The sequence below is a fragment of the Sphaerobacter sp. genome (assembly GCF_019683595.1).
In the GTDB taxonomy this organism is placed as follows: domain Bacteria; phylum Chloroflexota; class Chloroflexia; order Thermomicrobiales; family Thermomicrobiaceae; genus Sphaerobacter.
Map to the genome: position 1 here is coordinate 1 of NZ_JADGHZ010000133.1, position 9,635 is coordinate 9,635.

4 protein-coding genes and 1 pseudogene are annotated in these 9,635 nt (G+C 70.4%); 4 read left to right on the forward strand and 1 reads right to left on the reverse strand.

The genetic code is table 11. From position 1 onward, the window contains the following. Positions 1-76 precede the first annotated feature (76 nt). Both IRZ30_RS12760 and IRZ30_RS12765 read left to right on the forward strand, forming a co-directional pair. Positions 77-1,561 (forward strand): DNA repair exonuclease, encoded by a 1,485-nt coding sequence (locus IRZ30_RS12760; RefSeq protein ID WP_294085680.1) that lies wholly within the window; start codon positions 77-79, stop codon positions 1,559-1,561. After that, entirely contained in the window at positions 1,561-5,055 is a 3,495-nt protein-coding gene (locus IRZ30_RS12765; protein ID WP_294085681.1) for a hypothetical protein, read from the forward strand. The genes IRZ30_RS12760 and IRZ30_RS12765 overlap by 1 nt, the downstream gene beginning before the upstream one ends. Here the strand turns inward: IRZ30_RS12765 and IRZ30_RS12770 are convergent. Next, positions 5,052-6,071: a hypothetical protein gene (locus tag IRZ30_RS12770; RefSeq protein ID WP_294085682.1), complete on the reverse strand. Its 1,020-nt coding sequence runs from the start codon at positions 6,069-6,071 to the stop codon at positions 5,052-5,054. The two genes, IRZ30_RS12765 and IRZ30_RS12770, sit on opposite strands and share 4 nt — an antisense overlap. 500 nt (positions 6,072-6,571) lie before the next feature. Here IRZ30_RS12770 and IRZ30_RS12775 point away from each other — a divergent pair, with 500 nt between their 5' ends. Together IRZ30_RS12775 and IRZ30_RS12780 are read left to right on the forward strand one after the other, a co-directional pair. Then, on the forward strand, positions 6,572-8,224 hold the full coding sequence (locus tag IRZ30_RS12775; protein ID WP_294085683.1) for a thiamine pyrophosphate-dependent enzyme: 1,653 nt from the start codon (positions 6,572-6,574) through the stop codon (positions 8,222-8,224). A 1,068-nt stretch (positions 8,225-9,292) separates the two neighbouring features. After that, positions 9,293-9,635, forward strand: a pseudogene (locus IRZ30_RS12780) (iron-siderophore ABC transporter substrate-binding protein); the annotation flags it as partial.

Consider the following 9,635-nt stretch of genomic DNA (forward strand, 5'->3'; position numbering starts at 1 on the left):
GTATTGCATGTTCTCCCCTCTCCCCTGGTGGGAGAGGGGAGAACATGCAATACGCAGCACGGTTGACGTATGATGCATGACGTATGACGCCTTACCGCCGCGCCGTCTTGGTACCGCAGCAGCGCGCCGTGGTCAAGACGGCATCCCAGGACCGACCGGCAACTTTGACACTCCTTGCAGTCTTTTTGTGAATGGTGCTAGGATCCACCTGGGACCCGCCGGACAACGTCGGGCCCGGCGGGGATGCGTCTCGTCGGTTGGGGGACACGTGCGTATCCTCTGCGCCGGGGATCTGCACCTCGGGCGTCGCTCCAGTCGTGTGCCGTGGGAGGGCGACGGCGCCGCCGGCTCGTGCGCCGAAGCCTGGATGAGGCTCGTCGAGTGCGCCATCCGCGAGCGGGTGGACCTCGTCGCGCTGAGCGGCGACCTCGTCGACCACGACAACCGCTGGTTCGAAGCATTCGGCCCGCTGGAGCGGGGCTTGAAGCACCTAGCGAACGCCGGGATCCCCGTCTACTCCGTCGCAGGCAACCACGACTACGATACCCTCCCCCACCTGGCCCGCACGATCGACGCCGGGAACTTCCACCTGCTCGGCGAAGGTGGCTCATGGGAGCGCGCCACCATTGTGCGGGACGGCCGGCCCGTGCTCCACATCGACGGCTGGTCCTTCCCGGCCGAGCGCGTGACCGCCAGTCCACTGCCCGACTATCCACGACGCCCGCACGACGGCGTCCGGGTGCTGGGCTTGCTGCACGCTGACCTCGACCAGCCGGGGAGCCGCTACTGCCCGGTGGCCCTGGCTGACTTGCACCAGACTCCAGTCGACATCTGGCTCCTCGGGCACATCCACGCGCCGGCGCTGCATGAGCGGCCAGGCTGCCCGTTGGTGCTCTACCCCGGCTCGGTCCAGGCGATGGACCCGGGAGAGACCGGAGTACGCGGCGCCTGGATCGTCACGCTTACCTCAGGCTCCCGACCCGAGCCGCGCTGCGTTCCGCTCTCCACCGTCCGCTACGAGTCGCTCGAAGTCGACCTGACGGGCGCGACGGACGAGGACGAGGCCAGGTCGCGCGTCGTCGCAGCCATCCGCGCCGCCCTTCAAGAGGCAGCGACCGACGCGGGACCACTCACGCATCTCTGCTGCCGGGTACGCCTGACGGGCCGGACGCCCCTTCACCGCACCCTGGGGGGCATCGCGCGCGGGTTCGAGGAGGAGTTCAGCCTCGCGGACACGAGTGGGCGCGTCACTGCGTTCGTCGAGCGGGTGACCATTGATACCCGTCCGGCGATCGACTTGCGGGCGCTGGCCACCGCGCCGCACCCGGCGGGAGAAGTGGCCCGGTTGCTGCTGGCGCTCGACGGGGAGGCCGACCCGCCACCTGAGTACCGGCCGTTGATCGACCGGACCGTCTCCGCGCTGCGCACCGTCGCCGACCACCGGTGGTACCGGGACATCGCCGGTGATCCCGCCCCGGACGCGGCGCTCGCGCGCCGCTACCTCGTGCAGGAGGGCTGGCGCCTGCTCGACACCCTGCTCCAGGAGCGAGGTGAGGCGTGATGCGTGGCAGTGACGGCCGTGACGCACTGCGCGTCGCGGAGATCGAGGTCCGGCGCACGCCGGGAATCCCGAGCGGCTTCCGCATCACCGATCTCAGCCCCGGGCTGAACCTCGTCTACGGCCCGAACGCCTCCGGGAAGACCACGACCGCGCGGGTCATCCAGGGGCTTCTCTGGCCGGATGCCCTGCCGGATGGCTGGTCGCGCGCTGCGTTCGGCGGGGCGCTGCACCTCGGGAACGAGCAGTGGCGCATCGGCTTCGATGCGGGCCATGCGACCTACCAGCGCAACGGGGTCGACACCGACCCGCTCCGGGTCGCCGTACCGGATGATCACCGGGACCGCTACCTCCTCTCGCTCCACGACCTGCTCCGCGAGGAGGACGCGGGTGGCCCGCTAGCCGAGGTGATCCTCCGGGAATCGGCCGGAGGCTATGACGTGCCCAGGGCAATCGCGACGCTCGGCTACCGCGCCACCCCGCCCCGCGGTGGGCGTCCCCCGGACGTCGTCGAGCGCGTGCGAGCCGCGCAGCAGGCGGTGCGGGCCACCCGGGAGGGCTACGAGCGCCTGCGGCGTGAGGAGGCGCGGCTCGATGAGTTGCACGAGCAGCGACAGCAGGCGGTCGCGGCGGGAGAGCGTGCCGCCTTACTCGAGCAGGCGCTGGCGCATGCCGCGGCGCGCCGGGCACTCGATGAGGCGCGCGAGCGGCTGGCGGCGTTCCCGGAGGTGCTGGCTCGCCTGCATGGCGACGAGGCCGAGCGCCTGGAGCGGATCGACGCGAGCCTGACCGCGGCACGGCAGCGGCGGGTGACGGCAGCGCTCGCACTGGAGCGCGCCGAGGCGGACGCAAGGGAGACCGGGCTGACGGACCACGAGCTGCCCCCCGGCCTCGTCGAGCGTCTCCGCCGACACTATGCCGACCTGCAGGACCTCGCGGCGGAGGTACGCCAGGCCGAGCACGCGTACCAGAAAGCACTCGACCTGCGCGCCGAAGCGCGTCGCCGGATCGACCCGGCGCTCAGCGACGAGCAAGTCGCGGCGCTCGACCGGGACGGGCTTTCGGCGTATGTGCAGGCGACCGACGAGCTGGCGCGGTGGCTCGCGGCAGAACAAGCGCAGCGTGAGGTCCAGGCCTGGATCGGCTCCGCGAAGCCCGTGGAGGACTTGCAGCGGCTCCAACAGGGGATCGGGCTACTCGGCCAGTGGCTGAGGACGCCTGCATCGCACGACCGAGAGGATCAGGCGGGATCGATCCGCGCCGGGGTCGCGGCAGCTATCCTCGTCACCGCGGAGGGAGCGCTGCTCGGGCTCCTGGTACACCCGGCCCTGCTGGTGCTCGCCGTCGTGGGTGTCGCCCTGCTCGTCGTCATTCGCCGCCGTCCGGCCACCTCGGATGCGGCGGCGATCGCGGAGAACATTCAGCGCGAGTTCTTGCGTCTGGACCTCGGTCGCCCGGCAGCCTGGGAGACCGAGGAGGTCGAAAAGCTCTTCGATCAGTTGATCGTGCGTCTCCGGGACGCGGTGCTGGAGCACGAGCGCGCCCAGCGCTGGGCCGGTCTCGACCAGCGACGTGAGGAGCTTGCGGTCGCCCGGCGCCAGGCCGAAGCACGGCGCGAGGAGATCCGCCGGCGCTACGGCCTCACCGTTGACGGGGACATGGCTCGGCTGGCACTCCTCGCCAGCAGCGTTGCCGCATGGCAGCGTGCCAACGACGAGGTTGCCGCCCAGGAAAACGCGCGGAATCTCGCCAGCGCTCGGTTCCGGCAGTCGCTGGCACGCCTGAACGGAGAACTTGAGCGATTCGGCTACCCCGCGGCGGTCGACCTGCCGACCGCGGCCGGGTATCTGGAAGAACTCGCCACGCGCGTGGAGCGCCTGCGCGACGCGACCGATCAGGCGGAGCGTGCCCGCCAGGCGTTGGAGGATGCCACGCGGGAGATCGCGCGGCTGGAAGACGAGCGCCGCGCCTTGCTCGAGCCGCTCGGTCTCGCCGCAGCGGATCCTCGCCCCCTGTACGAGTGGCTCCGCATCCTGGACGACTACCGGGCCGCGGTCCGCGCCGTCGACGACGCCGAGGCGGTGCTGCGTGCGGCAGCGGGCGCGCTCGCCGATCATCCGGACCTGCTTGAGGCCGCCGAGGACGTGCTGCGACAGGAGCTATACCAGCAGCAGGTGCGCGCAGCCGAACTGGAGGCCATCACCCGGGAGATCGGCGACATCGAGGGGCGCATCCGTGACGCGCGGCGGCAGCAGAACCTGGAGCGCGCTCTCGCCGAGCAGGACGACGCGCTAGCTGCCCTGCGCGCCGCGCGCGAGCGGGAGTACGCCCTGGCCGCCGGCGCGGTCCTGGGTGAGTTCGTGCAGGAGCGCACCCGTGACGGCACTCGGCCCCGCGTCTTCCACCGCGCCCGCGAGATCTTTGCCAGCATCACCCGCGGCCGCTACCACCTCGAGTTCCAGGACGAGTCCCCGCCCGCGTTCCGCGCGACCGACACCGGGACGGGCATGGGCCAGAGCCTGGAGGAGCTTTCCAGCGCGACGCGGTTGCAACTGCTGATGGCGGTGCGCCTCGCCTTCATCGAGGAGGCCGAGCACGGTCCGCGCCTGCCGCTCCTGCTCGATGAAACGCTCGGTAACAGCGACGAGCAGCGCGCCCGGGCCATCATCGACGCGACGATCGAAATCTGCCGCGCGGGCCGCCAGGTGTTCTACTTCACCGCCCAGCACGACGAGGTCGGCAAGTGGCGGGCGATCCTGCGCGAGCACCCCGACCTGCCGCACGCCGTGCACGACCTGAGCGAGATCCGCGGTCTCGCCGACTTCGAGCGCCTGCCGCTGGCCGATCCGGTTCCGCTGCGCACGTCCGTGCCAGCTCCAGGGGATATGACGCGCGAGGAGTACGGCCGTGCCCTCCGCGTACCCGGCATCGACCCGCTCACCGCGCATATCGGCGGCGTCCACCTTTGGTACGTGGTGACCGACCTCCCCACCCTCCACCGGCTCCTCGAACACGGCATCGCCACCTGGGGTCAGGCCGAAAACCTCGCCGCCCGCGGTGTGCTCGACACCCTCCTGGGCGACCCCGCGGTCTACCAGCGTGCGGCCGCGCGCGCCCGCGTCCTCGCCACCGTACTCGACGCCGTGCGCGTCGGCCGCGGCAAGCCGGTCGACCGGGCGGTCCTGCTCGACTCCGGCGCCATCAGCGCGACGTTTATCGACCGGGTGACCGACCTCGCCCGGGATTTGGGTGGTGACGCCAAAGCGATCGTCGCCGCGCTGCGGGATCGGGTCATCCCAGGCTTCCAGCAGCGCAAGCTCGACGAGCTATACACGTACCTCGTTGAGCAGGGCTACCTGGACGAGCGCGAGCGCCTGTCGCCGGAGCAGATTCGCACGGAGGCCCTGGTCGCCGGGGGATCCGACCTTCAGGCGGGTCACCTCACCTCGGCCGACATCGACGACCTCCTGGGCCACGTGCTCGTCGGGGCGGACTAGTCGGGCGGGGGCGCGCTCGCCGAACCAGGGCTGGTTGGCGTTGAGCGTTGCCTCGTGGAACGACCCGACTCCCGGCGTCCGCCACCACCGGCAGCGGCTGCTGATTCGCTGCCCGGGCCTGCAACCGGTGGCGGGAGCGGCACCGGCGGCGTCTCATCGGGGAGGCGGGATCGACACTCGTCGCAGTGGTTCCGTTGGAGTTGCATATCCTCAAGGGCCTGGCCCAGATCGGCGAGGTCGTGGATCCCGGCGCTGGCGACCGGCGCACCGCACCCCGGGCACGAGCCCAGCACGACCAGGTCGAACGCGCCGGACTCGGGATCCCTCAGCGCGGCGAAGCAGACCCCATCGACCTCGATCCGGCCGGAAACGGGCTCCACCTGAATCCCGAGCCGCCTCGCGAGGAGTTGCCGTAGCGCGACCGCCGCGCGCAGACGCTCCCGGCGCTGTTCCTCGTCCCGGTGCAGGCTTTCGCGGAGTTGACGCGCCCGGAACGCATCCACGGCAATCTCGCGCAGCCGAAGTTCGGGTGGTGGGAGCCGTGCCGGCGCTTCAGGGGCATTGGCTCGGTGCCTGCCTTCCTTCACGGCTGACCGCTCCTCACGTGGCCGCGAGCGGAAGCCGCGCACGGGGCTGGACAGCGCTGGCAGCCGTGGCATGCGCGGCGAGACCGACGCGCTCCAGGACGAGAGCTCGTCGCCGAAGGATGTCGCCGCGACCCGCGCCGCGTTCCAGGCGCGGACGCTTGCCCGCCCCAGCGCCCAGACGACTTCATCGCTGCGCTCCGCCAGGCGGCGTAGCCACCCTCCGGCAGCTTGCCACGTCACGGCGACGCGGTCCGGCGAGTCACCGGGGTCGTCCCCATGTTCCGTCTCCTCGGGATACCGGCGGACGGCAAGGCGCTCCTGCGACGGTACGGGCTCCTCACGGCGCCCGTTGCCGCCACCCTCGACCCGCTGCCCGGTCAGGCTGTGAGTCAGGTCACGTGCGCCTTGAGTATCCTGCGTCGATCCCATCACAACTCCCTCTCCGAGGCATGGGTGCCGTCAGCAGCCGGGCCCGAACGCCGCACGATGCAGACCGCACCACCAGCACCCGATCCCCGCACATCACCTTCTGCCACCGACGTTCTCGGCGCATGATTCGCACCATCGTGGCGCGCGCGACGTGAGAAAACAGGTGATCCGGTGCTCGTACCGGCCCACGCCCGGCGGCAACACACCACGGCGGCGCCGTGGTTACGCAGGCCGAGGCACAGGCCGTTCACTGCCCCGCGGGGGCCGATTCTTCACTCATGGGGCAACCGGTCCTCACTGATTCGCCACATGTCACAAGCGTAAGTTCGATGTGATGCGCGGTTTACCGGCCCATGACTTGCGCATCCTATGCATTCGAGGAGAACCGTCATACAATCGCATCAACGACCAGCCTGGGCCAGCGAGTGCGACACGATGGCGTGTCCGCACGGACTCAGGCAACCCACCGGTGCATCTCGACGGCGAGAGGGGGTGCAGTGATGGCACAGATGACGGGTGGGCAGGCGCTGGCAGCCAGCCTGCTGGCGCAGGACGTGGCGGTGATCTTCGGGCTGCCCGGCGTGCAGCTCGACTGGGCCTTCGACGCCCTGTACGCCGTGCAGGACCGCATCCGGGTGATCCATACCCGCCACGAGCAGGCCACCTCCTACATGGCCGACGGCTACGCGCGCACCACCGGGCGGCCGGGGGTGTGCCTGGTGGTGCCGGGGCCGGGGCTGCTCAATGCGGCCAGCGGGCTGGCCACGGCCTATGCCTGCTCCAGTCCGGTGCTGTGCCTCGCGGGACAGATCGCCAGCGACTTGATCGACCGGGGGCGGGGGGTGCTGCACGAGGTGCCGCGGCAGTTGGAGCTGGCGGGGTCGTTCACCAAGTGGGCGGCGCGGGCGCTGGCACCGGGAGAGGTGCCGGGGCTGGTAGCCGAGGCGTTCGCGCAGATGGCGAGCGGCCGACCGCGGCCAGTCGTGATCGAGCTGCCGCCGGACGTGCTGGCCGCGGCGGAGGATGTCTCCCTGCCAGTAGTGGACAAGCGCTCAGCCCGACCGGCCGGCGATCCGGATCTGCTGGAGGCCGCAGCCAAGAAGCTCGGCCGAGCCAAGAGCCCCCTCATCTTCGCTGGAGGCGGCATCCACGCCGCCGAGGCCTGGGAGGAGCTGCGGGAGCTCGCGGAGCTGCTCCAGGCGCCGGTCGTGATGACGGTCAACGGGAAAGGCGCGCTCTCGGCCCGCCACTACCTGGCGCAGAACATGATCGCGGCGCGCGAGCTCATGCCGGCCGCCGATGTGATCCTGGCCGTCGGGACGCGTTTCGCGCTGCCACAAGTCACCGAGTGGGGCCCGAACGGCAACCAGACGGTCATCCACCTCGACGCGGAGCCAAGCGTGAACGGCCGCCGCGGCCGGCGACTCGGCATCGCGGCCGACGCCCGGGCGGGCCTGGCGGAACTCGTCGACCGCGTCCCACGCCACAACCGCAAGCGCCCGTCCCGCGAAGAGGAACTGACCGCGCTCAAGGAGCGAATCGACGACCTCCTCTTCGAGATCCAGCCGCAAGCCTCGTACGCGATGGCGATCCGCGAGGAGATCCCGGACGACGCGATCGTCGTCAACGAGAGCACGCAGGTCGGTTACTGGAACTGGGTCGGCTTCCCGGTCTACGAGCCGCGGACCTTTATCGCGCCCGGCTACCAGGGCACGCTCGGCTACGGCTTCGCCACGGCGCTCGGCGCGCAGGTCGGTAACCCCGACAGGCGGGTCATCTCGATCAACGGCGATGGCGGGTTCATGTTCAACGTCCAGGAACTCTCGACGATGGCCCTGCACAACATCCCCGTGATCACCATCGTCTTCAACGACAACTGCTACGGCAACGTGCACGCCTTCCAGAAGCAGTTCTTCAACGGCCGCCACATCGCCACGGAGCTGCGGAACCCGGACTTCGTCAAGCTCGCCGAACTGTTCAGGGTCGAAGGCCGCCGCGCCGAGGGTCCCGAGGGACTCCGGGTCGCGTTGCGCGAGGCACTCAAGCACGACCGCCCGGTGCTGATCGAAGTACCGGTCGGAGAGATGCCGAGCCCCTTCCCGCTGCTGATCCGCGGGCTCAAAGTCGCCCCCTGGAACTGGCCATGTGAGTAGCGCCGGTTACGAGCCGCCGCTCCCGTGAATGGCATCGTGAGCCGAGCCGGACCCGGCATCACGCCGGGTCCGGTGGCGTCGGCGGATGCCATGTGCCCCCCATTCCGTCTTGGGAGCGTCGACGGCTATGGGTGCACGCGCTCGGCCCGTGCCCGGCGCTAAAGCCGCCGGGCTGATATCTTGGTAAGCCCATTGAAGGGGCTACGATGACCACGCGCAGGCGGATCCGATCCGGCACCCACCGGGGACCACGTCCCCAGCCCGCTTCAGCGGGCTTTTCCTTGTCAGCCCGGCGGTTTTAGCCCCGGGCACAGGCCGAGCGGTGAGATCCGTTGCACCACCTTTCCCTGGACTGGGATCGCAGCGCGCGATCCTCCGAACCATCCAACCCATGTCATGACACCGGTGCGGAACTGATCCCGGCGCGGCTGAGGCCTCGCCATACCAAAGCGGCGGCTCGGGCCGCCGCACTCCAAATCGTTCTCCAGCCGGCTTTCGCCCCGGCCCCAGGCCACGCGCGTGCAACGCCGCCGCGTCGCAGGACTCAAACACCGGGCACGCGCCGCCGCGCGCGGAACCGGCATCGGCAGGCGGAAAGGGCCAGCGCAGGGCTACGCCGATGGACACGTTCCACTTGACATGGCAACAGGGAATCTCTAGACTAATTCCGACTAATTCGGTCGGGATTAGCCCGGCTCCGGCTATCGCGCGAGTCGGGCGATGCGGCGGAGAGCCGAGCCCGACGTAACCGGCGCCGGAGAATTGGCAGGCGACGAGCGTCGCGCTGCCGCTCGTCGCGAGTATAGCAGGTGGGATCGTGGCCCGTCACTAGTCGTGGACGGATCGGTCGAATCACGACGCGGTGCACGGGGCACGACATGGTGACGCACCGACGCGGGGTGCGATCGGGAACCACACCGGCGTCGCTGTGCCGATGAGCCGGGCGACGATCAGCGGAGCGGCCGGGGATCCGCTCCCAGGATGCCGGGACCGGCGCGGCGAGAAACGTGGAAAGGGAGAGGGATGGGATTCGTAAGACCGGGGACGACGCCGGGGAGCCATCGGGGCATGCAGCCCACGAGACTCACGCGGCGGCGCTTCTTGCGCGTGCTGGCGGGTGGGAGCGCGGCGGTGCCGCTGGCGGCGATCCTGGCGGCTTGCGGAGACAAGGACGAACCGGCGAGCGCAACGGGCTCCACGAGCGCGGCGACACCTTCACCGGAATCCAGGCAAGCAGCGGCGGCCACTCCGACGGCTGGGACGACGGCAACTCCTGCCGCCACGGGCACGTCCGGCGCCTTCCCGGTCACGATCGAGCACAAGTTCGGGACCACCGAGATCCCGGAGCAGCCGGAGCGCGTGGTCACGATCGGCTTCAGCGAGCAGGACCCGGTCCTCGCGCTCGGCGTCA